Annotated in this window: 22 protein-coding genes; 16 read left to right on the top strand and 6 right to left on the bottom strand. The window is 71.8% G+C overall.

All coding sequences use genetic code 11. The annotated features are described in order from the left end of the window. The 5 genes from ACWEQG_RS05150 to ACWEQG_RS05130 all read left to right on the top strand — a co-directional run bounded on the left by ACWEQG_RS05150 (position 1) and on the right by ACWEQG_RS05130 (position 4,757). Positions 1 to 942: a nucleoside hydrolase gene (locus tag ACWEQG_RS05150; RefSeq protein WP_363466711.1), complete on the top strand. Its 942-nt coding sequence runs from the start codon at positions 1 to 3 to the stop codon at positions 940 to 942. Between the two features lie 33 nt (positions 943 to 975). Next, positions 976 to 1,911, top strand: coding sequence for a ribokinase (locus tag ACWEQG_RS05145; RefSeq protein ID WP_452281884.1), 936 nt, complete (start codon positions 976 to 978; stop codon positions 1,909 to 1,911). A 283-nt stretch (positions 1,912 to 2,194) separates the two neighbouring features. Further along, entirely contained in the window at positions 2,195 to 3,367 is a 1,173-nt protein-coding gene (locus tag ACWEQG_RS05140) for a YVTN family beta-propeller repeat protein (RefSeq protein ID WP_452281882.1), read from the top strand. 133 nt (positions 3,368 to 3,500) lie between these two features. Continuing rightward, positions 3,501 to 3,971 (top strand): lamin tail domain-containing protein, encoded by a 471-nt coding sequence (locus ACWEQG_RS05135; RefSeq protein ID WP_452281880.1) that lies wholly within the window; start codon positions 3,501 to 3,503, stop codon positions 3,969 to 3,971. Between the two features lie 303 nt (positions 3,972 to 4,274). Further along, positions 4,275 to 4,757, top strand: coding sequence for a hypothetical protein (locus tag ACWEQG_RS05130; RefSeq protein WP_363474164.1), 483 nt, complete (start codon positions 4,275 to 4,277; stop codon positions 4,755 to 4,757). A 164-nt stretch (positions 4,758 to 4,921) separates the two neighbouring features. Here ACWEQG_RS05130 and ACWEQG_RS05125 read toward each other — a convergent pair whose 3' ends face one another. Then, positions 4,922 to 6,634 (bottom strand): carbohydrate binding domain-containing protein, encoded by a 1,713-nt coding sequence (locus ACWEQG_RS05125; protein ID WP_452281878.1) that lies wholly within the window; start codon positions 6,632 to 6,634, stop codon positions 4,922 to 4,924. 375 nt (positions 6,635 to 7,009) lie between these two features. Here ACWEQG_RS05125 and ACWEQG_RS05120 point away from each other — a divergent pair, with 375 nt between their 5' ends. The 4 genes from ACWEQG_RS05120 to ACWEQG_RS05105 all read left to right on the top strand — a co-directional run bounded on the left by ACWEQG_RS05120 (position 7,010) and on the right by ACWEQG_RS05105 (position 10,059). Further along, positions 7,010 to 7,417: a YchJ family protein gene (locus tag ACWEQG_RS05120; protein ID WP_452281876.1), complete on the top strand. Its 408-nt coding sequence runs from the start codon at positions 7,010 to 7,012 to the stop codon at positions 7,415 to 7,417. A gap of 279 nt (positions 7,418 to 7,696) precedes the next feature. Beyond that, positions 7,697 to 8,032, top strand: coding sequence for a hypothetical protein (locus tag ACWEQG_RS05115; protein WP_452281874.1), 336 nt, complete (start codon positions 7,697 to 7,699; stop codon positions 8,030 to 8,032). Between the two features lie 164 nt (positions 8,033 to 8,196). After that, complete coding sequence (locus ACWEQG_RS05110; protein WP_452281872.1) at positions 8,197 to 8,724, top strand: hypothetical protein; 528 nt, start codon at positions 8,197 to 8,199, stop codon at positions 8,722 to 8,724. An 87-nt stretch (positions 8,725 to 8,811) separates the two neighbouring features. Further along, positions 8,812 to 10,059, top strand: coding sequence for an ROK family transcriptional regulator (locus ACWEQG_RS05105; RefSeq protein ID WP_363465918.1), 1,248 nt, complete (start codon positions 8,812 to 8,814; stop codon positions 10,057 to 10,059). 85 nt (positions 10,060 to 10,144) lie between these two features. Here the strand turns inward: ACWEQG_RS05105 and ACWEQG_RS05100 are convergent, their stop codons facing one another. Next, a complete protein-coding gene (locus ACWEQG_RS05100) occupies positions 10,145 to 10,828 on the bottom strand; it encodes an STAS domain-containing protein (RefSeq protein ID WP_452281870.1) in 684 nt (227 codons plus the stop codon). A gap of 103 nt (positions 10,829 to 10,931) precedes the next feature. On the opposite strand from ACWEQG_RS05100, the gene ACWEQG_RS05095 reads away from it, so the two are divergent. Both ACWEQG_RS05095 and ACWEQG_RS05090 read left to right on the top strand, forming a co-directional pair. After that, positions 10,932 to 11,957, top strand: a complete 1,026-nt coding sequence (locus ACWEQG_RS05095; protein WP_452281868.1) for a chemotaxis protein CheB — start codon at positions 10,932 to 10,934, stop codon at positions 11,955 to 11,957. 9 nt (positions 11,958 to 11,966) lie between these two features. Further along, on the top strand, positions 11,967 to 13,817 hold the full coding sequence (locus tag ACWEQG_RS05090; RefSeq protein WP_452281866.1) for a CheR family methyltransferase: 1,851 nt from the start codon (positions 11,967 to 11,969) through the stop codon (positions 13,815 to 13,817). A gap of 21 nt (positions 13,818 to 13,838) precedes the next feature. Here ACWEQG_RS05090 and ACWEQG_RS05085 read toward each other — a convergent pair whose 3' ends face one another. Then, the gene (locus tag ACWEQG_RS05085; RefSeq protein ID WP_452281864.1) at positions 13,839 to 14,648 is read right to left on the bottom strand and encodes an SAM-dependent methyltransferase; all 810 of its coding nucleotides are present in this window, start codon (positions 14,646 to 14,648) and stop codon (positions 13,839 to 13,841) included. Between the two features lie 178 nt (positions 14,649 to 14,826). Between ACWEQG_RS05085 and ACWEQG_RS05080 the strand changes: the two genes are divergently transcribed. After that, complete coding sequence (locus ACWEQG_RS05080) at positions 14,827 to 15,711, top strand: TIGR03619 family F420-dependent LLM class oxidoreductase (RefSeq protein WP_452281862.1); 885 nt, start codon at positions 14,827 to 14,829, stop codon at positions 15,709 to 15,711. Between the two features lie 22 nt (positions 15,712 to 15,733). Here the strand turns inward: ACWEQG_RS05080 and ACWEQG_RS05075 are convergent, their stop codons facing one another. Further along, complete coding sequence (locus ACWEQG_RS05075) at positions 15,734 to 17,377, bottom strand: hypothetical protein (RefSeq protein WP_452281860.1); 1,644 nt, start codon at positions 17,375 to 17,377, stop codon at positions 15,734 to 15,736. A 239-nt stretch (positions 17,378 to 17,616) separates the two neighbouring features. Between ACWEQG_RS05075 and ACWEQG_RS05070 the strand changes: the two genes are divergently transcribed. The 4 genes from ACWEQG_RS05070 (at position 17,617) to ACWEQG_RS05055 (ending at position 21,305) form a co-directional block, all read left to right on the top strand. Next, complete coding sequence (locus ACWEQG_RS05070) at positions 17,617 to 18,090, top strand: nuclear transport factor 2 family protein (RefSeq protein ID WP_452281858.1); 474 nt, start codon at positions 17,617 to 17,619, stop codon at positions 18,088 to 18,090. A gap of 83 nt (positions 18,091 to 18,173) precedes the next feature. After that, positions 18,174 to 19,343 carry a hypothetical protein gene (locus ACWEQG_RS05065; RefSeq protein WP_452281856.1) on the top strand — a complete coding sequence of 390 codons (1,170 nt, stop codon included), beginning with the start codon at positions 18,174 to 18,176 and terminating at the stop codon, positions 19,341 to 19,343. Next, entirely contained in the window at positions 19,343 to 20,119 is a 777-nt protein-coding gene (locus ACWEQG_RS05060; RefSeq protein WP_452281854.1) for an SDR family oxidoreductase, read from the top strand. Before ACWEQG_RS05065 ends, ACWEQG_RS05060 begins: the two co-directional genes overlap by 1 nt. A 31-nt stretch (positions 20,120 to 20,150) precedes the next feature. Next, the gene (locus tag ACWEQG_RS05055; protein ID WP_452281852.1) at positions 20,151 to 21,305 is read left to right on the top strand and encodes a sulfotransferase family protein; all 1,155 of its coding nucleotides are present in this window, start codon (positions 20,151 to 20,153) and stop codon (positions 21,303 to 21,305) included. Between the two features lie 25 nt (positions 21,306 to 21,330). Here the strand turns inward: ACWEQG_RS05055 and ACWEQG_RS05050 are convergent, their stop codons facing one another. Continuing rightward, positions 21,331 to 22,191 (bottom strand): hypothetical protein, encoded by an 861-nt coding sequence (locus ACWEQG_RS05050; protein WP_452281850.1) that lies wholly within the window; start codon positions 22,189 to 22,191, stop codon positions 21,331 to 21,333. Between the two features lie 255 nt (positions 22,192 to 22,446). Continuing rightward, positions 22,447 to 23,943, bottom strand: coding sequence for a sugar ABC transporter ATP-binding protein (locus ACWEQG_RS05045; protein ID WP_452281848.1), 1,497 nt, complete (start codon positions 23,941 to 23,943; stop codon positions 22,447 to 22,449). Between the last annotated feature and the right edge of the window lie 3 nt (positions 23,944 to 23,946).

Here is a 23,946-nt window from a genome sequence, read left to right as displayed (position 1 = left end):
ATGCCGATCCCGGTGATCCTCGACTGCGACCCCGGGCACGACGACGCCATGGCCATCCTGCTCGCGGTGGCCAGCCCGGCGATCGACCTGCGCGCGGTCACGACCGTCGCGGGGAACCAGACGGTGGAGAAGACCGCGCTCAACGCCCGCCGGATGCTGAGCCTCGCCGGCGTCACCGGCGTGCCGGTCGCCGCGGGCTGCGACCGCCCGCTGACGGCGCCGCTGGAGATCGGCGACTACGTGCACGGGGAGAGCGGCCTGGACGGCCCGGCGTTCGGGGAGCCGAGCGTCCCGCTCGACCCCCGCCACGGCGTGGACCTGATCCACGACACGCTGGCGGCCGCCGCCGAGCCGGTGACCGTGGTGGCCATCGGCCCGCTGACGAACATCGCCACCCTGCTGCGCCGTCATCCCGAGGACCGCGAGCGGATTAGGGAAGTCGTGATCATGGGAGGCTCCACGGATCGCGGCAACCACACGCCGTACGCGGAGTTCAACATCTACGCCGACCCGGAGGCGGCGGCGGAGGTGCTGGACAGCGGCGTGCCGACGACATGGGTGGGGCTCAACGTCAGCCACCAGGCGCTGGTGACCGCCGACGTGCTCGCCAGGATCGAGGCGCTCGGCACTCCGCTCGCCCGGGTCTGCGTGGAACTGCTCACGTTCTTCGGCTCCACCTATCACGAGACCTGGGGGTTCCCCGCTCCGCCGCTGCACGACCCGATCACGGTGGCGTACCTCATCGATCCCGAGGTCATGACGTACGAGCGGGTGGGCCTGCGGATCGAGCTGGACGGCCGGCACACCCGGGGGGCGACCGTGGCCGACCTGCACCGCCGCATGGACTGGGAACCCAACGCGAACGTCGGGATCGTGCTGGACCGGGACCGGTTCTGGGATCTCATGGTCGGCGCGATCGAGACGCTCGGCCGGGTCTCCTGACATCCCTGAAGCAGCTGAAACAGGAGGAATCTGATGGAACCGCAAGGTGTCGTCGTCGTCGGGAGCATCTCCGCGGATGTCACCGCCTTCACCCGCCGCCTCCCGCGCCGGGGAGAGACCGTTCTCGGCGACGACGTCACCTTGGTCCTCGGGGGGAAGGGCGCGAACCAGGCGGTCGCCGCCGCCCGTGCGGGAGCGCCCACCTGGCTGGTCGGCTGTGTCGGCACGGATCCGTTCGGTGAGATCGTCTCATCGGCGCTGCGCTCCCACGGCGTGGCGCTGACGGAGGTCCGCTCCGTGGCCGGCCGCACCGGCGTCGCGCACATCAGGGTGGACGCGTCGGGCGAGAACGACATCGTCATGACTCCACTCGCCAACGCGGACCTCAGCGCCGCGATGGTGGACGAGAGCATCAGGGCCGTGCGCGAGAAGGCGAGCGTGCTTCTCCTCCAGCTGGAGACCCCCGTCGACGTCGCCTGTCACGCGGCCGAGGCGGGCGCGCGGGCCGGCCTGACCGTGGTGCTCGACCCCGCGCCCGCGCAGCCGCTGCCCGACCGGGTCTGGCCGCACGTCGCGGTCGTCACCCCCAACGAGAGCGAGGCGGCCGCGCTGACCGGGGTGCAGGTCGTCGACGTCGCGTCCGCCGAGCGGGCCGCGGCCTGGTTCCTCGACCGCGGCGTGCGCCACGCGATCATCACGCTCGGCGCGGCCGGGGCCCTGTCGGTCACCCCGGAGCGCACCCGGCACTTCCCCGCCTACGCGGTCACCCCGGTGGACACCACCGCCGCGGGCGACGCCTTCACCGGCTTCGTGGGCGCGGCCCTCGCGGCCGGCCTCGACACCGCCACCGCCGTCCGGCGGGGGATGGCCGCCGGAGCCCTCGCGACCACACTGCCCGGCGCCAGCCCCTCGCTGCCCGACCGGAAAGCCGTGGACGAACTGCTCGGCGCCGAGGTGACCGCCCGATGACGCGCGCCGTCACGGGCTGAGCCGTGCGGGCCCGCTGCCGGCGGGCGGCTCCTGCCTGCGGGGGCGGGAGCGGCATCCCGACGCGCCCGGGCGGCGGTGGGGCACGGGGCGTGAAAGAGCGGGCAAAGCGGCCTGCGGGCCGTGGCGGCCGGCGTTAGCGTCGCGCCGACCCGCTGCGTCGTGCCGATCCCGGCGCGGCCGGTCACGACCGTACGGGGGCCGGCCGGGCACAGCCCGCCGCGACGAAGGGGCAGGCGTGGACCGAGCGCGTGGAGCCGCTGCCGTGACCGCGGCGCTGATGATCGTGGCGCTGATGATCGTGGGGGGATGCGCCGTCATCGGACGCACGGCGGAGCCGCCCGTGCCGCGTGCCGCGCCTGCGCGCATCACGGGCGCCCCGCCGGCGTCCGCCCGGCCGTCGCCGGCCGCGGCCGCGTCGATCGAGCCGGAGCACCGGGGGCGGGCCGACGTCTACGCGGCCGACCGGCCGGGGATGCTCAGCCCCGTCGTGAAGGGTTTCCGCTCCCTCGTGTACGTGCCCAACAGCGAGAGCGGCACGGTCGACGTCATCGACCCGGAGACGTACCGGATCGTGCGGCACTTCACGGTCGGGGCGCTGCCCCAGCACGTGGTGCCGTCCTGGGACCTCAAGACGCTGTGGGTGAACAACAACCGGGGCAACTTCCTCACCCCCGTCGACCCCCGCACCGGCAGGCCCGGCCGCCCGGTGCCCGTGGAGGACCCGTACAACCTGTACTTCTCCCCGGACGGCACGTACGCGCTGGTCATGGCGGAGCGGAACAACCAGCTCGACCTGCGCGACCCGCACAGCATGAAACTCCTGCGCTCCCTGCCGCTGCCCTGCCGGGGCGTGAACCACGGCGACTTCACCGTGGACGGCACGGTGTTCCTCGCGAGCTGCGAGTTCAGCGGCGACCTCGTCGTGATCGACTGGCGTACGCCGAGCGTGATCCGCCGCATCCACCTGGGCCACATGAGCATGCCGCAGGACGTGAAGTTGTCGCCCGACGGCACGGTCTTCTACGTCGCGGACATGGAACGGCACGGGGTGTGGCTGGTCGACGCGGCGACGTACGAGGTCAAGCGGTTCCTGCCGACCGGCCGGGGCGCGCACGGCCTCTACGTCAGCCGCGACTCGCGCCGTCTGTACGTGTCGAACCGGGGCGAGGGATCGGTGTCGGTCGTGTCGTTCGCGAAACGGAAGGTGGTGGACGTGTGGCGGATCCCCGGCGGGGGCTCGCCCGACATGGGCGGCGTGTCGGCGGACGGCACGAAGCTGTGGCTCAGCGGTCGCTACCACGGGGTCGTCTACGTCTTCGACACCCGGGACGGCAGAGTCGTCCGCACCATCAGGGTCGGCGCCGGGCCGCACGGGCTGTGCGTGTATCCCCAGCCCGGCCGGTACTCGCTCGGCCACACGGGTGTCTATCGGTGAACTGAGGCCACGGGGGCGGTCTCCGCGGGGGGCGCCCCTCGTATGCCAAACCGATACAGGGATGGTCAATCGGTATCAAAGATCGTCATTATGATCGATTCCGATCGTGTCCCCCCATCCCAGGAGTAACTCCGTGCGTATCCGATCCCTGCTGACGGCCGCGGTCGTGGCCGCCGGCGTGGTGGCCGTCTCCCAGCCCTCCTACGCGGCGGGCCCGGCCGTCCGGATCACCAAGATCTACTACGACTCGCCCGGTTCGCCGGACTTCGGCGCGAACAGCAGCCTGAACGGTGAGTACGTCCAGATCAAGAACTCGACGAGGAAGGCCGTGAGCCTCACGGGCTGGACCGTCCGCGACAGGACGAAGCGGGCGGATCACGTCTACACGTTCGGCAGGTTCACCCTCGGCGCGGGGAAGACGGTCACCCTGCGGACCGGCAAGGGGAAGAACACCGCGACCACCCTCTACTGGGGCAGGAGCGGGGGGACTTTCGCCTACATCTGGAACCAGACCGCGGATGCGGCGTACCTGCGGGACGCCTCCGGCGCGCTGGTCGACTCCTGCGCGTATAACTCGTCGCGGCGCGACTACAAGATCTGCTGACCTCCGGCCGGACCCGCGACCGGCCCCCGGCGGAGCGCCGCCGGGGGCCGTCTTCGTGATCCTCGCGGGAATCCTCCCCGGGCGCCTCACGCGGCATGAAATATTCAGCGGTCCCGCGGGGATTTCGACCCGCTCCGCCGCCGTCTCCGCGCTGGTCGCCGCGGAGCGGCGTCCCCAAGGTCCCCCCGGGCGCCGCGTTAACGCCGGACCGGATCCAGCCCCCCACACCGCCGCGCTGGATCGTTCCGCTTCCGCGGCCATAGCCTCCGGGCACTCGCACTCCTGCAACGGATGAGGTGTGAATTGATCGCACGCTCGAGTGGACGTCGCCTCACGGCGTCGTTCGCCATGGCCATCGGGGCGATGGCCGCCGCGCTCCTGCCGCTCAGCCCCGCGCACGCGGCGTACGGCCCGGACCAGCCGGTCTACCTGCAACTGGTGAGCAACGACGGCAACGCGACACAGCTGGCCCTCCTGGACGGCACGGTGGCGTTCGACGACGGAAACACGAAGTACCGCTACTCGCTGCGCCTGTGCTGGCAGCACGCCTACCCGCAGCCCTACTTCACGATCAACGTCAACGGCACGAGCACGGCCTGGCCGACGCAGACCGGCCCGACGTCGATGCCGGGGTGCCAGCAGGCCTACCTGTACAGCGGCGAGGTGAACTTCGGCGGCACCGTCCGCAACGTCCGCTTCGACGTGACCGGCGGGTGGTTCGGCAGCAACGGCCAGTACCAGATGCGGACCAAGAGCACCGGCACCTACGACAACCCCTACAACTGAGCGCCGGATCGCGTCGGCGACGGCCTGGACCATGACTGAACGGCGAGGTCTCCGGCCGGCGGTCCCATCAGGACCGCCGACGCCGGGGACCTCGCCGCGTCTCCCGCCCGCCCCCGGACGGGAGGCGTCCCGGCCCGGCCTGGGCCGGGACGCGCCGGCGCGATCTAGCAGGGGTCGGCGGCGTTGCCGGTGACCACGCCGTTCTTCACGGTGCTGGTGCCGGTGCCCAGGGTGTAGTCCCTGCCGTTGTTGTTGTCCCAGGAGCCGGAGCCGTTGGTGAAGGTGACCTGGAAGGCGGTGGCCGTGCCGAGGTTCACGGTCTTCTTCCTCCAGCCGGAACAGGCGGCGTCCATGGCCACGCCGGGGACGGTGGTCCAGGTGCCGTTGACGCCATAGTGGATGTAGGCCGGGTTCCAGCCCGTGTAGTAGTAGACGGTGGCGGTGTCGCCGCCGGTCGGCGTCACCGTGGGCGAGGGCTGGGCGCCGACGTGGATGGCGACGGCGCTCCTGCCCGGCACGGTCACCGTCGCCGTCCCCGCGGCGCCCACGGTCACCGAGCCGCCGCCCGCGACGTTCGGATACGTCCCGGCCGGCAGGCCGGTGGTGAAGGTGCGGGTGACGCCGCCGCTCTCGTTGTTGATCGCCACCCAGCCCCTGCTCCCGCGGCTGAAGGCGATCAGGTTGCCTCCGTTGTCGGTCCAGTTCGCGACCGGGGTGCCGGCCACCGTGTTGTGGAAGCCGACCATGCCCGCCATCTCGCGGTCGAAGCAGGTCCACCGGCCGCCGGAGCAGTCGGCGTCGGTGACGAACCCGCCGTTCGCCGACGGCGGGCCGCCCTCGCCGTCGCTCCAGGTGAAGGAGGAATAGACGCTGGGCTTGCCGTACGGCCAGGCCAGCATGAAGACGTTGGCCAGCTTGTAGGCGGCGCCGTGCTTGTAGTTGAGGGTGGAACCGTTGCGCTCGGTGTCGTGGTTGTCGACGAAGACCACCGCCTTGTCGTCGCCCACCGACAGGCCCCAGCTCTGGCCGAAGGTCCGCAGCCACTTGATCTGGCCGGTGAACTGTTCCTTGAGCTTGCGGCCGTAGACGAACTCGTCCACGTCGCCGATGCCGGTGTACTGGCTCGGCTGGACCGCCTCGTTCGCGCCCTGGATGACCTCCTGGTGGATGTACGGCGAGCCCTTGAGGCTGGACCGGATCGCCGCGAGGTCGTCGGGGCTGATGTGCTTGGCGGCGTCGATGCGGAAGCCGTCCACGCCGAGGTCGGTGAGCCTGTTCATGTACGCGGCGATCTGGCCGCGCACGTAGCCGGAGCCGGTGTTGAGGTCGGACAGGCCGACGAGCTCGCAGTTCTGCACCCGCCAGGCGTCGCTGCCGTAATCGGCGTCGTTGATGCCGCAGGTGGGGGAGTGGAAGTCCCAGGAGGAGTACAGGCCGGGATAGTCGTACTTGCCGAAGGAGTAGCCGCCGTAGCTGATGGCGCCCTGCCCGGTCATGTGGTTGATGACGGTGTCCACCTGCACCTTCACGCCCGCGGTGTGGCAGGCGGCGACCATGTTCCTGAACGCGGTCTCGTCGCCGAACTTGCTGGTCAGGACGTAGCGGGCGGGCTGGTAGACGTCCCACCACACCGAGCCGCCCTTGGACATGGAGTCGGCGGGCGGGGACACCTGCACCGAGCCGTACCCGGCCGGGCCCAGGACGTCGGTGCATTCCCTGGCCACCGATCTCCAGTTCCAGTTCCACAGGTTCGCGGTCACGCCGGGGCCGGTCGCGGCGCCGGCGGCGCTCTCGGTGAGCACGGGCAGCGTCACCGCGGTGCCGGCCGCCACGGTCGCGGACAGGGCGCCCGCGACGATTGCTTTGTACAGTCGCATAGAGGGGTCTCCAGGACATCGATTCGGGATCCCTTGAACGCGGGCCGGGTGGAGCCGACACCCGGCCCGCTTCGTGCGCACGCCTGTGAGAGGCGCACGCGGTGCCGCGGACGCGCGGGGCTGTCCGGGGCGGCGCGGACGGTCGACGCCGTGCGGCGGCCGGAACACGGACGGGGCGGGGGCGGCGCCCTCGCGCCGCGGGGAGACTGGCACACCATCGGGGCCTCCGTCGGGTTTCCCAGGTGTTGCCTGGAAGTTACTTAGCGGCCACCTCTTGTGCAAGAGCTTGCAGCAACTTTCAGAATTTTTCCGGTTGGGGCGCTGGGTGGCGATCCGGGGCGCGTGGCCGGTGGCCGGGGGCGATAGCCTCGCGGGGTGAGCCCTGCTTCCCGCCGTGCGCAGCGCGCCGGCGAGCCCTGCCCCTGTGGTCTGCGGGCCGCCTACGGCGAATGCTGCGGCCGGTTCCACGAGGGACGTGCCGTACCGACGGCCGAGGCGCTGATGCGCTCGCGCTTCTGCGCGTTCGCCGTTGAGGACGAGGTGTACCTGCTGCGGACCTGGCATCCCGCCACCCGCCCGGCGCGGGTCGAGTTCGAGCGGGACATGCGCTGGACCGGGCTGGAGATCGAGGCGGTCACCGGCGGGAGCCCGATCCACACGGAGGGCACCGTCACCTTCCGCGCCCACTACGTCTACCGGGGACGGCCCGGCGAGATGCGCGAGCAGAGCCGCTTCGTCCGGCACGAAGGCGCCTGGGTCTATCTCGACGCCGTCGGCGAATGAATCCCGCAAGGCCGGACATTTATCTGCATAGCGGTATAAGCGTCGAATGTCGGGTCTAGAGGCATAGCGACAAAAAATGCGTCATCATCCATGCCGCGCTCGGCATTAGCGAGGTCGAGGCCATCACGCGGGGTATGACGTCGGCGTTGCTCGTTTCCACGAAAGCCCACGCCGGATGGTCTTGGTAGGTAGGTGCGTTCCACGATGTCTCGCCGCTGTACGTTCCGCTCGCGGCCGCTCCGGGCTCTGACGGCCCGCCGACTGACGCTGGCCACTCTCGTGGCGACGATCGCGTGGACCGCCGCGGCACAGGCCGCGAGCGCGGCCACGCACTCCGCGCGTCGTGGTGCGACGCACGTCTTCACCGGTCACGGCGGTGGCGGCGGAGAGCAGGTGGCGTCCGGCGGGTCGGCCAGGGCCCGGCAGGCGAAGTCGGGCAACGGCAGGTTCAACCAGAACCTCAACGGCGTGTTCGCCCCGACCTTCATGATCGGCCAGCAGCAGACCGGCATCACGAACGGCGGACGCATCAGCACTCAGGGCGCCTTCTGCGGCCCGGGCCCGAGGCTCTGCAAGATCTGGCAGAACATGCCCATCACCTCGAACGGCTGGTGATCGGGGATAGGCGGGGCCGGCAATTCCACGAATGGGAGAGCCGTGCTGACTGATATGGCAAGGATGCCGTAAGACATCGCGCGCGCCGGGCGCGGAAAACCGGCGCGTCACTAGCCTGGGGGCGGCCTGGGCGAAAAAGGCCGCCCAAAGCACGGGAGCGCGCGATGAAGTGTCGGTGGTATGTCAGGACGGCTTCGAGGAAGATCGGTCTCGGTCTCCTCGCCTGCGCGTCGGTCGCGGCGGTGCTGGCCGCCGCGGGCCCCGCCGCCGGGGACGCGCGCAGCCACGGGCGGGAGACGCCTCGCCGGCAGGAGTCCGGGTTCCGGACCGCGCCGAGCGAGCGGGCCGCCGCCGGGCCCGGGCTCACCGCCTCGAACACCACGAGCAGCCGCGGCACGCAGCAGGTCTCCATCAACGTCGCGAACGGGGGGACCGGCGTCCAGAACGCGATGTGCAGGGGTAACCGCGGGTGCGACATCGCGCAGGCGCTCGGCGTGCCGTACGCGGGTGGTGCCGCCGGGCGGGCCCCGATCCCGGCTGCGTCGCCCCGGACGGGAGCGGCGGCCCGTCCGGAGGCGAAGGCACGGCACCGGGCGGGCTCTCCCCGCGGATGGGGGGCGGGCCCGCGCACGGCGCGCGGGCGGGTGCCCGTAACGGACGCGGGACTCCGCCGCGGACGCCTCCGTTGGTAACCTCGACGGTGGGAAGGGCGAACGCGTCCCCTCCTCTGTCCACGGCCCGTCAACGAGGATCACCCCGAGTCGTCAGGATTGCGCGCAATGTCGAAAGCCGGTCGGTCCCAAGAGGAGATTCGCCGGCGCAACCTCGGTGATCTGCTGCGGCACGTGCACCTGTCCGGTGCGCTGTCCCGTTCGGAGCTGGCCGACCGGATGGGCCTGAACCGCAGCACCATCATGGCGCTGACCGCCGAGCTGTCCGCGGCGGGCCTGGTCGGCGAGGAGTTGCCGGGGGACACCGGTAGGGCGGGCCGGCCGTCGCTGGTGGTCCGTCCGGAGCGCGACAGGGCGCACGTGCTCGCCTTCGACGTCCGCGTCGACCGCCTGGTCGCCGCCCGGGTGGGACTGGGCGGCGAGATCCTCGACCGCCGGGAGGCGGTCAGACCCCGGGCGGGCGCGGACCTGGAGGACGTCGTCGGCGTGCTCGCGGGATTCGGCCGCGAGCTGCGGCGCGGGGCCCGGCCGGGCTCGGTGTGCGTCGGGGTCGGCGCGGCCTACTGCGGCATGATCCGGCCCGCCGACGGCACCGTACGGTACGGGCCCTACATCGGCTGGGTGGACCAGGCGTTCGGCGTCGAGCTCGGCGCCCGGCTCGGGCTGCCGGTGCTCGTCGGCAACGAGGCCCACCTGGGCGCGCTGGCCGAGCGCGACCGCGGCGTGGGCCGCGGCTACGACAATCTGATCTACCTGCACGGCGACGTCGGCGTGGGCGGCGGGATCATCGTCGGCGGCAAGCTGCTGGACGGCGACGGCGGCTATGGGTGCGAGCTGGGGCACATGATGGTGAACCCGTACAACGGGCGGCCTTGCATGTGCGGCTCGCGCGGGTGCCTCGAGGCCGAGGTCGGCGAGCACGCCCTGATCGACGCCGCGGGCCGTTCCGGCGAGCTGAGCGGGCGCGAGGGCGTACGCGCGGTGGTGGAGGCGGCCGCGGACGGGGACGCGGCGGCGGAGGAGGCGCTGCGCCGGATCGGCGACTGGCTGGGCATCGGCGTGGCGAACCTGATCAACCTCTTCAACCCCGGGATGGTGATCTTCGGGGGGATGCTGCGGGACGTGTACCCGGGTTCGGAGGCGCAGGTCCGCGGCAGGGTGGAGACGAACGCCATGCTGATCTCCCGCGAGCAGGTGCGGCTGAGTGTGTCGGCGCTCGGAGACGACGTCACGCTGGTCGGCGCCGCCGAGCTGGCCTTCTCCCGGCTCCTGGCCGGCCCTCTGGAGGTGCTCGCGGAGATGCGCCGCCGTGCCGCGAGCCAAGCGGCGCTCCGGAGGCGCGCGCTGGCGCTCTGACGGCGCCGCGCCGGTAGAACCCGGCGACACGGCCCGGCGGCAGGGCTCAGTGGCAGGGCTCAGTGGCAGGGTTCGGCGGCAGGGCTCAGTGGCAGGCGAAGATCTCGGCCTGGCGGCGGAAACCGTCCGCCTTCGCCAGGTGGGAGTCCCCGTCGCAGGACAGGCCGGAACACGGCCGCTCCGCGAGCGCGTGGTGCAGGGCCGCGAGACGCTCCTGAGCGTCCGCCAGACCCGCGCAGATCGACTCCGCCCTCTTCCGCATCGTCGCCGTGCGTGTGCGGGCCTGCTCGCGCAGCAGCCGCGAGTGTTCCAGCAGCGCCTCCCGGTCCCGCCCGGACGTGCGGGGCACCGCCGCCACGGGGCGTACGTTCGCCATCCGAGGCCGGCCGAGCCCCTCGCCCCGGCCCGGCAGCAGCACGAGCCGCCGATCCAGAGGCGCCATGGGCGCGGCGCGCACGACGGCGGGGTGGTCCGGCCGTCCCTCCGGCCACAGGAGAGCGAGCAGCCGGCCCAGTGGGCGGCTCGCCCAGACGATGAGGCCCCCGGAGGCCTCGGCCGCGGCAATGTGCACGCGCTCGAGCGCACGCACCCCCGCGAGGTCGCAGAACTTCAGGCGGACCGCGTCGAGCACCAGGTGCACGCAGCCGTCCCCGATCAGCCCGGTGACGATCCCTTCGAGTTTCGGACAGCTGAAGAGGTCCAACTCTCCGTTGACGCTCACCACGGCGGAGTCCGACTCGCGCTGTGTCACCTTCACCCACAGATTCATGGGTGGCCTCCTTACCCCGCCTGCGGCGGGGAGCCGGACACCGGGCGATCGAATTTTCCGAGCGCTCCGCATGACTCCGGCAGTTCCAGGATATGGGGCGAATATGGATGCGCTCGTCCAGCGGGACGTCGTGGTCGTCGCCGCGTCCGCGGGAGGCATCGAGGCCCTGCGGACGCTGCTCGGCAACCTTCCCGCCGGTCTGCCCGCCTCCATCCTGGTCGTCCTCCACATCTCGCCGCGTGCGGGCAGCGCCCTGCCGGGCATCCTCGACCGCGCCGGACCGCTGCAGTCGGCCGCGGCGCAGGACGGCGAGCCGCTGCGGCACGGGCGCGTCTACGTGGCCCCTCCCGACCTTCACCTGCTGGTGGACGACGGTGCCGTCCGGTTGTCGCGGGGGCCCCGGCACAACGGGCACCGCCCGGCCGCCGATCCGCTGTTCCTCAGCGCGGCCGCCTTCGCGGGCCCGCGGGCCCTCGCCGTCATCCTGAGCGGCACCCTCGACGACGGGGCACGGGGATGCGCCGAGGTGGAGCGCCGCGGCGGGCTGGTGGCCGTGCAGGACCCAGAGGAGAGCCCGTTCGACGGCATGCCGCGCGCGGCCATCGCCGCGACGAGGCGGCCGGCGGTGTCCTCCGTACGCGGCATAGCGGAATGGATCGCGCGGGAGTGCGGCGGAACGCGGGCCGCCGGAGAGGTCGCGGTGGACCGGAAGCTCCAGCACGAGCTGGCGGCGTTCTTCTCGGCACGCCCGCCGGACCCGCCCCCTGGGCGGTTGAGCGCCTTCACCTGCCCCGACTGCAACGGGCCGCTCTACGAGGTGGCCGCGCCCCCCAACGGGCACTACCAGTGCATGGTGGGGCACGCCTGGTCGATGGAGAGCATGGTCGACGGGCAGTCGGAGGCCGTCGAGCGGGCCTTCTGGGTGGCGATCCTGCGGATCGAGGAGCGCTTGCGGCTCCTGACGCGGATGCTGGGCCACGCCGAGGAGCGCGGGCAGGTTCTGACGATCCGCCGTCTGCGGCAGCAGACGGCGCGGGATCGGGACGCCCTGGACACCCTGCGCCACCTGCAGAGTCAGATAGGCAGGGAGGCACCCGCCCCGGCCACCCACGGCGACGAGCGGCGATAGCGTGGACCCATGGTCACCAGCGAGGAACGCGAGTTCGACGACCTCCTGCTGATGCTCAAGGAGACCCGTGGGTTCGACTTCACCGGGTACAAGCGCAGCACGCTGCAGCGCAGGATCGCGCGGCGGCTGGAGGCGCTCAGGCTCGAGACGACGGGGGAGTACCGCGACTACCTGGAGCTGGAACCAGGCGAGTTCGCGGTCCTCTTCGACAGCCTGCTCATCAACGTCACCGCGTTCTTCCGCGACCCGCAGGCCTGGCGGGTCCTGCGGCACAGGGCCGTCCGCGCGGTCCTCGCGGCCAAGGGCGGCGGCCGGTCGATCCGGGCCTGGAGCGCGGGCTGCGCCACCGGTGAAGAGGCCTACAGCCTCGCCATCGCCCTGGCGGAGGAGCTGGGGCTGGACGAGTTCCGGGAGCGGGTCAAGATCTACGGCACCGACCTGGACGAGAGGGCCCTGCAGGTGGCCCGTACGGCGGTCTACGACGAGCGCAAGGTCGCCGACATGCCCCCCGAGTTGCGGGACAAGTACTTCGAGCCGGCGGGGGCGGGCTTCGGGTTCCGCCGGGACCTGCGCCGCCAGCTCATCTTCGGCCGCAACGACCTCACCAAGGACGCCCCGATCTCCCGCGTCGACCTGCTGCTCGCCCGCAACACGCTGATGTACTTCAACGCGGAGACCCAGCAGAACATCGTCCGCAAGTTCCACTTCGCCCTCGCCGACCCCGGCTATCTCTTCCTGGGCAAGGCGGAGATGCTGCTCGACCACAGCGACAAGTTCGAGCCGGTGGACCTGCGCATGCGCCTGTTCAGGAAGATCCCCCAGCCTGTGGGCGGGACGCGCATCGGATGGAACTCGCCGGCGATGCGGCCGGAGGAGAACACGCGTCTTCCGCGGCTGCAGGGCGCGGCGCTCGCCTCCGGTCCCGTCGCCCAGATCACGCTCGACGCGGCGGGCAGGCTCGCCCTGCTCAACACCCGCGCCGAGGTCATGTTCGGCCTGCAGGCCCGCGACGTGGGCAGCCCGTTCCAGGATCTCGAGGTGTCCTACCGGCCCGTCGAGCTGCGGTCGCTGGTCGAGCAGGCCGAGCTGGACCTGCGCACGGTCGAGCTGCACGACGTCACCTGGCAGCGCCCCGGCGCGAAGGAGCCGGGCGTCTTCGACGTCGCCGTCGTCCCGTTGCTGGACAGGACCGGTGAACTCGTCGGAGTCACGATCAACTTCCACGACGTCACCCGCTACCGCCGGCTCCGCGACGAACTGGAGCAGGCCAACAAGGAGCTCGAGCACGCGTACGAGGAGCTGCAGTCGCTCAACGAGGAGCTGGAGACCACCAATGAGGAGCTCCAGTCCACCAACGAGGAGCTGGAGACCACCAACGAGGAGCTCCAGTCCACCAACGAGGAACTGGAGACGATGAACGAGGAGCTCCAGTCGAGCAACGACGAGCTCCAGCAGATCAACGAGACGCTCAACGTCCGGACACGGGAGCTCGACCGGGCCAACCAGTTCGTCGCCTCCGTGGTGCGCTCGCTCGGCGACGTGGTCGTCGTCGTCGACCGGGACCTGCGGGTGCTGCTGTGGAGCCCGGGGGCGGAGGAGCTGTGGGGGCTGCGCGCCGACGAGGCCGACGGCCGCGACCTGCCCTCACTCGACATCGGCCTGCCCCTCGACCCGCTGCTGCCCGTGGCGCGGCGCGTTCTGGACGGCGCGCCGGCCGCGGACGGTCAGGGGGACGCGGTGAGCGTCGAGGCCCTCAACCGCAGAGGCCGTCCCGTCCGGCTCGCGGTCACGCTGGCGCCGCTCCACGAGGACGACGCGTCGGTCCAGGGGCTGATCCTGGTCATGAGCAGGGGCGAGTGAGACCTCCGGGCCCGCGCGGCCTCAGGTGACGCGGCCGACCCCGCCGATGATCGCGCCTCCGGGCATGCCGTCCCATCGGCGCTGCGCGGGATCGGGCCGCCACAGGTGCAGCGGCACGACGCCGGGCTCCAGCACGTCGAGGCCGTCGAAGAAGCTCCGGACCCGGGCCGCGGTGCGGGGCACGATGCCGCCCGCGGTGGTCGCGGTGTAGACGTCCCGGCCCCGCCTGACCGCGTCCTCGTCCAGGTCGCCGTGGGTGATGTGGGAGAGCACCAGGTGACTGCCCGGGGCGAGCGGCTCGCGGAACGCGCCGACGACGTCGGCCGCCTCCGCGTCGTCGGTCACGAAGTGGAGGACGGCCAGCATGATCAACGCGATCGGCCGGGTGAGGTCGAGGTGGGCGAGGACCCCAGGGTGGCCGAGGACGGACTCCGGCTTACGCAGGTCCCCCTCGACCACGACGGACCGGGGGTTGTCGGCGAGCAGGGCGCGCGCGTGGGCGAGCACGATCGGGTCGTTGTCGACGTAGACGACCCGCGCCTGCGGCGCCTCGGCCTGCGCGACCTGGTGGACGTTCTCCTGCGTCGGCAGCCCGGTGCCGATGTCGAGGAACTGCCGGACGCCCGAGCGCGCCAGGTGCCGTACGGCCCGCACGAGGAAGGCGCGGTTGGTCCGGGCGACCTCACGGGCGTTGGGCAGGATCGAAATGATCTTCTGCGCCGCCTCGCGGTCGGCCGCGAAGTTGTCCTTGCCGCCCAGGTAGTAGTCGTACATCCGGGCCACGCTCGGCGTGCCGGGGTCCACCACCCACGCGGGAGCCTCCTCGTGCACGCTCTGCCCTCCACTGCTCAGGTCCGGTCCGCGGCACGCGACGACGACCATCCTAAAGACACGTCCGCCGATTTTGACCGCCCGATCCGACAATCGGCAATGTCGGATGTCCTCGTACGCGCCGGCCGCGGTCTTGTCGGGATTCAGAAATAGAACGGGTTCTCGTACGCTCCGGGGTATGCGTTTCACCTATGCCGAGGCCATGACCGACCCGTCGTACTACCTGCCGCTCGCCCGGGCCGCGGAGGCGGCGGGGTACGCGAGCATGACCGTGGCCGACTCCCTGGTCTATCCCCGGGAGTCGGACGCGAGGTACCCGTACACGGCGGACGGGGACCGGGAGTTCCTGGAGGACAAGAGCTTCGTCGAGACGTTCGTCCTGGTCGCCGCGATGGGGGCGGTGACCTCGGCGATCCGGTTCACGCCGTTCGTCCTCAAGCTCACCGTGCGCCCGCCGGTGCTGGTGGCCAAGCAGGCCGCCTCCGCGGCCTGGCTCACCGGCGGCCGCCTCGCCCTCGGCGTCGGGCTCAGCCCGTGGCCGGAGGACTACGCCGTGATGGGCGTGCCGTGGGAGCGGCGGGGCAGACGCATGGACGAGGCCGTCGAGATCGTCCGCGGCCTGACGCGCGGCGGCTACTTCGAGTACCACGGCGAGTTCTACGACCTGCCGGCGGTCAAGATGTCCCCGATCCCGGCCGAGCCGATCCCGATCCTGGTCGGCGGCCACAGCGAGGGGGCGCTGCGCCGCGCGGCCAGGCTCGGGGACGGCTGGATGCACGGCGGGGGCGACCCCGCCGAACTGGACGCGCTGCTCGCCAGGCTCGCCGCGCTGCGTGCCGGGGAGGGCGCCGCCGACCGGCCCTTCGAGATCCACGTGATCTCCCCCGACGCCTACACCGTCGACGGGGTGAAGCGGCTGGCCGACAAGGGCGTCACCGACGTGATCGTCGGCTTCCGCAGGCCGTACGTGAAGGGGCCCGACACCGAGCCGCTGAGCCGGAAGATCGAGCACCTGGAGCGCTTCGCCGAGAAGGTGATCGCCAAGGTCGATCCGCGTTCGTGACCTCCCCGGGAGCGAGGTCCGGTCACCCGGCTGCCGTCACCTTGAGCTGGTGTTTGGCCGCCGCGTAGACAGTCGCCTGGTCCGCCTTCCACTCGGCCCCGTAGGTGTACGTGCCGGCCTCCGCAGGTGTGTCCGTGAAGGTGAACGACCCGTCGGCGCCGGGGGACACCGTGGTGAGCACGATGGTCCTGGCCCTGTTGCCGCTGACGATCCTGCGATGGATCAGGACCACGGCGTCGTCGCCGGCGGGAGCCGGGCCGACGTCCAGCGTGCCGTGCATCTCAAGAGGAACGCCGACGGTTCCGTTCGCCGGTCCGGTCAAGGTGATGGACGTGGGGTACTTGGCCACCGCGACGGTCGCCGAATCCGCGCTCCACCGGGTGTCCTCGGTGCCGTCCCAGAGCACGCGATATGTGAACGTCCCGGCGACCGGCGGGATGTCGGTGAAGGTGAAGGCGCCGTCCTCGGCGGTCGTCACCGCCGGGAGCGTCGCGCTGGTGCCGTCGGGCAGCCGGCGGGTCACGGTGAGCGGCTTGGCGGCCAGGGCCGATCCGTCCGTCAGCGTGAGCCGGCCCGTCACGGTGAGCGGTTCGAGCGCGACCGCGTCGGCCGGGGCCGTCATGGTCAGCGTGGATCCCGGAAGAGTCGCCCGGTCGAGTCGCCACAGTTCGAACCCGCAGGTGTACTGCGGCGCCGGGCAACCGGAACCCACCACGCCGTAGACGGTGTCGCCCAGGAAGGCGAGAGTGCCCGGCATCACGCTTTGCGCCGGGCTTCGGCCGGTGTAGAGCTTCGCCGTCGTCGCGGTGTCGTACAACTTGACCTTCCCGTAGAAGCGGCCGCTGGTGGCGATCTGCGCGCCGTCCGGGCTGATGGCGACGACCGTGGGGCTGTCCCTGTCGCCGCTCGGCTCGTCGGCGCCGTAGCTGCGGACCTTCGTCAGGGTGGTGGTGTCCCAGGCGTCGTACTGGCCCGGGTAGTCGAAGGCCGGGATGACCGTCGAGCCGTCGGGCGTGAGAGCCAGGTCGTAAAGGGCGCCGGTCATGTACGAGGAGAAGCGGCCGGGGATCTCACCGCGCTTGACGACGCCGGCTCCGCTCAGGTCGTAGACCTCGAGGTTGCCTGGTGAGATGCTCGTTTCGCCGACCACCAGCGTGTTCCCGGCGGCGGCGACCAGCGGGGCATGACTCATCGGTGAGACCGGGAACCGGACCGGCTCCGGCGCCGCCGCCGACAGGTCGAGGTAGGCGACGCCGATGTGGTAGGTCGTGTACGCGCAGCCGTAGCCGACCCACAGGCGGTCGCCGGACAGGGACAGGTTCTCCGGGCACCTGTCCTCGGCGAGGTCGAACCGCCGGGTGACGGTGAGGCTGCCGGTGTCGATCTCGGCCACCTCGTTCGACCCGCGCAGTGCCGCGTACAGGCGCGTGCCGTCCGGCGTGATGGCCAGGCCTTCCGCGCCGGACAGGCCGGTGACGGCGCCGATGAGGGTTCCCTCGGGATCGGTGACGGCGATCCGGTCGCCACCCGAGACGAAGATCTTGCCGCCGCCCGCGACCAGGTCGCCTGTCTGCGTGATGCCGATGTCCGTGAGAGAGTCGTCGGCCGATGCCGCAGGTGCGGGAACGACGACGAGGGCGGCGGCGACTGCCGCGGCCCCGCCCAAGGCGAGCACCCGGCGTTTCAGCCGGGTGGTCGACGCCCCTTTCCGATGTGCCTGTGGAACGGCCGCGCGTCGACCGTGTGAATGTTTCCGAATCAGCCCGGTGATCATGACTGAGATGTAGTCATGCCTTTCCAGGGTCAGTCAAGCGAATATGCCCCGAATATTCCGTGAACGGCCATGCGCATTCTGATTAGAACGCGTTCTTGTCAGTGGTCCCGGGTGCGCGCATGCTGGGGCGCATGGATCTGATCGCGCTGGAGGAGATCCGCCGGACCAAGTACCGCTACCTGCGCTGCCTGGACCTCAAACGCTGGGACGACTTCGCCGACACGCTCACCGGCGACGCCGTGGCGGCCTTCGACAATCCGGTCGCCGGCGATCCGCTGCGGTTCGACGGGCGCGCGGCCATCGTCGGCTACATGCGCGCCAGGCTCGGGCCGGGAGTGATCACGACGCACTTCGCCGGTCACCCCGAGATCGAGATCGACGGCGACGACGCGAGCGGCACCTGGTGCCTCGACGACACCGTGCTCATCCCGCGCCACCGCCTGATGATCCGCGGATCCGCCTACTACGAGGACACCTACCGGCGCTGCTCCGACGGGCGCTGGCGGATCAGCGGCACCGGCTACCGCCGGACGTACGAGTACACGGTCTCCCTCGACGACCTGCCCGGCCTGCGGTTCACCGCGAACCGCTGGGCGGCGTCCTGACTCCTTCCGGCCGTGCCGTTGACCGTTTCTGGAACGAGTTCTACTGTCGAGGTTCCGTCAGCGTCGCGTACCCAGGGAGTCCGATGGCCACGGAACCGTTCGCCCTGGCGATCGCCGAGGCCGAGAAGATCATCCGCTCCGCCCGGCACGTACGGACCGAGCAGGACCTGGCCGAGGGCCTGGACTACCTGGCGGGCGGCATCAAGGCGGCGTTGCACATGACGTGGGCCTACGACCGCGACTTCCCCTTCTTCGCCGCCTCCACCGGCCCGTACGCCAAGCTCGGCCTGGACAACCCCGACACGCTCTACTTCCACGCCTACATCCGGGACGACGCCGAATACGTGGTCACGGGCCGCCGGGGGACGACCGCGGACCTGAGCTTCCAGGTGCTCGACGGCGACTACTCGCCCGCGCGGTCGCCCGGCAGCCTCACCGCCTTCGACGACCGCGACATCGAGATCGCCCCGGACGGGTCGTACGAGCTGCGCTTCGGCCCGGCCGGCACGGGGGCGCGCCACGCGCTGGGACCCGGAGCGGCGATGCTGATCGTGCGCGAGGTCTTCTCCGGCTGGGACGCCGAGCGGCCCGGCGAGATCCGCATCCACCGCGCCGACACGCTCGGGTCGGCGCCCCCGCCCCCGGCCGTGGACAGGATCTCCAAGCGCTACGAGGTGGCCGCGAGGATGCTGCTGGGGCGGCTGCGGACGTTCCTCGCGTTCCCCGAACGGCACTACCTCACGCTGCCGGTCAACACGATGACCGAGCCCCGGCCCACCCCGGGCGGCCTCGCGACGCAGTACTCCTCGGTCGGCCACTACGACCTCGACGACGACCAGGTCATGGTCGTGACCGTGCCCGCCGCGGGCCGCGACGTCGCGCCCTACCAGGGGTTCCAGCTCGGCAGCATGTGGTACGTCTCGCTGGACTACATCAACCACCAGACCAGCCTCACCGCCGACCAGGCCCGCCACGACCCCGACGGCAGGATCCGCTACGTGATCGGCGAGCGCGACCCCGGGCTGGCCAACTGGCTCGAACGCACCGGGCACCGCCGCGGTTACCTGCAGATCCGCTGGCAGCGGCTGACCCGCCCGCTCGGGCCCGAGGACGGCCCGGAAGTGGAGGTCATGCGGTTCGAGGATCTGCCGTCCCGGCTGCCCTACCACGACCGGCAGCGGGTGAGCCCGCAGGAGTGGACGGCCCGGATCGCCGCCCGGCAGGCCGCGGTCGCCCGAAGGATGCTCGGCTGATGCCGCTGGAGGGCCGGGTCGTCGTGATCTCGGGGGTCGGGCCCGGGCTGGGGCGCGGCCTGGCGCTGCGGTGCGCGGCGGCCGGGGCCGACGTGGTGCTGGCCGCCCGCGGGGAGGATCGGCTGGCCGCGGTGGCGGTGGAGGTCGCCCGGCTCGGCCGCCGCGCGGTGCCGGTGCCGGCCGACGTCACCGACGAGGCGTCGCGGCGTCGGCTGCTCGCCACGGCGCTGGAGAGCTGCGGCCGGGTCGACGGCCTGGTCAACAACGCCTTCGCGATGCCGCCGATGACCGACCTCGTCGACGTGGATCTCGGCGCGGTGCGCGCCGCCTTCGAGACCAACGTGCTCGCCGCGTTGCGGCTCACCCAGCTCTTCGCGCCGGCGCTCGCCGAACGGGCGGGCTCGGTCGTGATGGTCAACTCGGCGGTGCTGCGGCACTCGCGGCGCACCTTCGGGGTGTACAAGATGGCCAAGGCGAGCCTGCTCGCCCTCGCCCAGACCCTGGCGACCGAGCTCGGGCCGCGCGGGGTGCGGGTCAACAGCGTCGCGCCCGGCTACATCTGGGCGGACAACCTGAAGCGCTACTTCGAGGCCCTGGCCCGGCGGCGCGGCGTCCCCGTGCGGCAGGTGTACGACGAGACCGCGGCCACGCTCGACCTGCGCAGGCTGCCCGAGCCCGACGAGATCGCCGACGCCGCGGTGTTCCTGCTGTCCCCGCTGGCGCGGGCGGTCACCGGCCAGTGCCTCGACGTCAACTGCGGCGAATGGCACCACTGAACAGTTCCCAGCAGCCCGCGGAGGCGACCGGATGAGCACGGGACGCGACGACATCGGCACGATCGAGGACCTGCACGCCTGGGCGAGCGGCGCCACCGGCCTGACCGATTTCGGGGACGATCCCTACCTCGACGGCCTCGGGGTGCTGCTCGAGTCGTACGCCGGGGACGCGGCGCTCACTTCGCCCGGCGCCCGGGCGGCCCGCGCGATGCTGCGCGGCGCGCTGACCGCCCGGCTGCGGTGCGAGGAGGCGTGGCGGCGGCACCCGGAGCACGCGGACGTGCCGGTCGAGCGGCCGATCTTCGTCACCGGGCTGCCGCGCACCGGCACCACCGCACTGCACCGGCTGCTGACCGCCGACCCCGCCAACCAGGGGCTGGAGCTGTGGCTGACCGGCGCGCCCCGGCCGAGGCCGCCGCGCGAGGCGTGGGCGGGCGACCCGGAGTATCGGGCCGCCCAGGCCGCGTACGAGCGGCACCACGTGCGCCATCCGGAGTTCATGGGCGTGCACTACATGTCGGCGGACATGGTCGAGGAATGCTGGCGGCTGCTCCAGCAGTCGATGCGGTCGGTCTCCTTCGAGTGCCTGGCCCATCTTCCGACGTACTCGGCCTGGCTGGCAGCGCAGGACTGGACGCCCGCCTACGAGCGGCACCGCCGGATCCTCCAGCTCATCGGGCTGGGCGGCCCCGGCCGGCGGTGGGTGCTGAAGAACCCCAGCCACCTGTTCGCCCTGGACGCGATCATGGACGTCCACCCCGGCGCGCTGGTCGTCCAGACCCACCGCGACCCGGTCACCGCCTTCGCGTCGATGTGCAGCCTCGCCGCGCGGGCGACCTCCGGGTGGTCGGAGGCCTTCACCGGCGCGGTGATCGGGCGGGACCAGCTCGGCCTGTGGAGCCGGGGCCTCGACCGCTTCCGCGCCGCCCGCGCCCGGCACGATCCGGAACGGTTCTTCGACGTGCACTACGAGGAGTTCGTCCGTGACCCGCTCGGCACGGCCGAGGCGGTCTACGCCCGTTTCGGGCTGCCGCTCGGCGACGCCGCCCGCGCGGCCATGGCCCGCCTGCATGAGGAGAGCCGCTCGGGGGAGGCCCGGCCGTCCCACCGGTATGAGTTGTCCGGCTTCGGGCTGACCCCCGAGGAGGTCGAGGCGCGCCTCGCCGGCGTCAGGTCGCCCAGGTGACCTCGCCGGCGAGCGCGCCCTCGCGTCAGGAGTTGAAGAGGCCCTCGCGGTGGTATTTGCACGTACCGCCGCCGCAGTTGGGGTCCGAATTCCACCCGTCGCTGTAGGCGGCCATCCGATAACGCATCACGGATCCCTTGGTCTTCGCCTCCCAGTCGTCCGGCGGCACCTGGCTGTCGAACTGCTTGACGTAGTTGCCGAGGGCGTTCCGGTAATAAATCCGGTGTCGTGCGTACAGGTAGCTCGGCGACCCCGCGGGGGTGCAGTTGTAGACGAAGCTGTTTGTATATCGGAATTTTCCGCCGAAGTCCGCCGAATAGTACGCTTTGGGCGCCCTCCCGGGTATGGCGGAATCGCTCCAGTCCGGATGCCAGTAGTACCCCGAATAGCATGTGGGCGCCTGCGAGGCCGTGGCGGCCCGGGAGGCGGACGCGGGAACCGCGAGTTCGCGGGCGACGACGGGAGAGGCGGTGATCGTCCGGCCTCGGAGGTCCGGCGGCGGAGCCGAGTCGTCTCGGGGCTCGTCCAGCAGCAACCGGGGAACCGGCAGGCTCCGCGGAGTCGCGGCGAGGTAGGCGTCGAGCATGCTGTCCAGCGGAAGCGGCACGACCGGCGCGTTCCGCTCTCCGTGTCCTTTCTGGAGGAGCCCGTAATCCTGGGAGGACGGGCTGTGGGAGAACACGACCCGCACGCCGTTCACGAACGTGAGATCGGCGAGCGTGTCCTCCGGATCTTCCACCGCCGTTCCGTCGTCGGGCGGCGGGTCGCCGGCGGTGGCCGTGGTCCGTGCGACCGCCTGCGCGAAGCCCGGGGATGCGGGTGCCGCCAGCGCCGCGAGCGCCAATACGGATATGGACAGGATTACGGTCGGCTTCCTGGCCGTCATCGTGACACTCCTTTTATTTCCCCGAGGGATCAGCCCTGGGCGGAGTATGAGCCGCGCGTTCGGCAATGGTCAAGTAACGGAATCGGCCCCGAACCCGCTGTACCCCTGATGTTTCGAATTGCGACGTTCGCAGGTATCGCAGCCGGATCGGAAATGATGCTGTCGCCGAATTCCCCGCGGGCGGCCGGAGCGAGTCCGAGGCGGGCGCGGTGGCCGACGCGGGGACATCGCGGGAGAACCCACGCGGAAGCGGGGTCAGCCCGCGGCGAGGGCACCCATGATGCGGTCCTCGCTGACCTCGGGGCCGGCGAGTTCGCCGACCACCGCGCCGTCACGCAGGACCACCACGCTGTCGCAGTTGTCCACCAGCTCCGACACGTCGGAGGAGATCAGCAGGATCGCCAGCCCGTCCACCGCCAGGTCGTCGAGCAGCGCCCGCATGGCCAGTTTGGTCGCGATGTCGACGCCGCGGCTGGGCTCGTCGAGCAGCAGCACCTTCGGGTGCATCGCCAGCCAGCGGGCCAGCAGCACCTTCTGCTGGTTGCCGCCGGACAGCTCCCCGGCGGCCTGACGGGGCGAGACGGCCCGGATGTCCAGCCGCCGCATGAACGTGGCGACGATCCGGTCCAGGTGCGCGTCGGAGACGATCCCCGCGCGGGACAGCCGGGGGAGCGCGGCCAGCGCGATGTTGTCGCGGACCGACAGCGTGGGCACGATCCCCTCCACGCGGCGGTTCTCCGGCACCAGCCCGACTCCGGCGCGGATCGCGTTCCTGATCGACCACTTGCCCGTGGGCGCGCCCGCGATCGTCACCTGACCGGCGTCCACCCGCAGCGCGCCCGCGATCGCCTTCGCGGTCTCGCTGCGCCCCGCGCCCCGCAGCCCGCCGAGGCCCACCACCTCTCCCGTACGGAGGGCGAGGGAGACGTCACGGAGGACGTGGCGGCGGGTCAGCCCTCGGGCTTCGAGCAGGGGCTCGTCGGCGGGCGGGCCGGCGGGTTCGCCGGTGACGGCGGCGTCCGCCCCGTCGGCGTGGAAGGGCCGGCCGAGCAGGAGCGAGACCAGCCTGCGGCGGTCGAGGCCGGCGAGCGGCCCGGTGTGCACCACCCGGCCCTCACGCAGCACGGTCACGCGGTCGCAGATCTCGTAGAGCTCGTCGAGCCGATGGGTGACGTACAGCACCGCCCGGCCCTCGTCGCGCAGCCGGGAGATCGCGCCGAACAGCACGTCCAGCTCGTCGCGCTCCAGCGCGGAGGCGGGCTCGTCCAGGACGACCAGCCGCGCGTCCGCGGACGCGGCCCGGGCCAGGGCGACGAGCTGACGCCCGCCGTCGCCGAGCGAGCCGAGCGGGCGGCGCGGGTCGGCGCGCAGCCCGTAGGCGGCCAGCAGCTCGGCGGCCCGCGCGTGCATGGCCGCGAAATCGATCAGCCCGAAGCGGCCGCGCGGCTCCCGCCCGAGGAACAGGTTGGCGGCGATGCTCATCGTGGGGACGAGACCGGCGTCCTGGTGAATGGTGGCGATTCCGAGCCGGGCCGCCTCGGCGGGGGATGAGGGCGCGACCTCCTCCCCGAGGAGGCGCAACCGGCCGGCGTCCGGCCTGCACACTCCCGAGAGCACCTTGACCAGGGTCGACTTGCCCGCGCCGTTGCCGCCGACGAGCGCGTGGACCTCCCCGGCCCGCAGGGCCAGGGTGACGTGGTCGAGCGCGGGTGCGCCCTGAAAGCTCTTGCAAATACCTGCGGCCTGCAGCACGGT

The organism is Microbispora sp. NPDC004025 (assembly GCF_053604425.1).
Note: the sequence above shows the minus strand (reverse complement) of the source record. Positions and strands in the feature narration are given on the sequence as shown.